This window comes from Bordetella petrii (assembly GCF_020991325.1).
Taxonomy (GTDB): domain Bacteria; phylum Pseudomonadota; class Gammaproteobacteria; order Burkholderiales; family Burkholderiaceae_B; genus Bordetella_A; species Bordetella_A petrii_E.
This window is the reverse complement of the sequence record NZ_JAJMLX010000518.1, coordinates 1-899: the sequence shown is the minus strand read 5'-3', so window position 1 is coordinate 899 and position 899 is coordinate 1. Positions and strand designations below refer to the sequence as shown.

General features: G+C 71.6%; 1 protein-coding gene. It reads right to left on the bottom strand.

Annotated elements, in window-relative coordinates:
* Positions 1 to 659: glycosyltransferase family 2 protein (locus LPZ50_RS25080; RefSeq protein WP_230665532.1), on the bottom strand; the 659-nt coding region annotated here is incomplete at its 3' end.
* Positions 660 to 899: the final 240 nt, after the last annotated feature.

The window sequence follows — 899 nt, the reverse complement described above, 5'->3', positions numbered from 1 at the left end:
GTGGCATGCCATGCCAGGCCTGCCGGCAGGCGCAGCCAGGCCGTCCACACGCTATTGCGCGCTTGCAGCCGCTGGCGCAATGGCGCATCGCGCAGCGGCGACGGCCAGTGCCGCGCACACACGGCGGGCGCGTACACGATGCGCAACCCCTGGTCCAGAATGTCCAGCGCCAGCAGGCCTTCCTCGCCACCCATCAGCATCGGCGGCCAGTAGCCGCCGGCATGCCGGAAGGCCTGGGCGCGCATCACGCAGGCGCCCGCCATGAAGCCCAGCAGGCAAGGCCCCACCCCTGGCTGCTCCGGCAACGGACTTTCTTCCATGGCGGCGCAGGCCGGGTCCAGGCGGGCTTCGTCGCCCAGCAGCACCTGTGCGTTCAGCACGGCGATTTCAGGCGCCGCGTCCAGGATGTTCACCGCCGTTTCCAATGCGCCGGGTTCCCAGCGAGTATCGTCATCGCAGAACGCCACGTACTCCGTCCCGGCTTGCCGTACCCCAAGGTTGCGCGCGGCTGCGCCCAGGTTGGCGCCGGTCCGCACCAGGTCCAGGCCCGGAAACTCCTGCCGCACCGCCTGCGCCGTGCCATCGGTGCTGCCGTTGTCCACCACGATGATGGGATGCCGGCCGGGCAGGCCCGCCAGGCCGCGCAGCGTGCGCAACACTTGCGTGCGCCAGCGCCGTGCTCAGGGCAAGGCGCCGCTCGCCCTTGTAGCGGCCGATCAGGGTGTCGAACGGGGCCTCGTAGTCGAAGGCGGCGATGGCGCGGGTAAAGCCGGGCGCCATGCCGGCGCAATCCGGGCAATGCCGCGCCGGCGGCTCTAGCCGCAGGGCGCAGCGCGGACAGCGGGGCCCCCGCCGCGCATGGATTGCACGATATCGGCGGCGCAGCCCGCACATAGCAG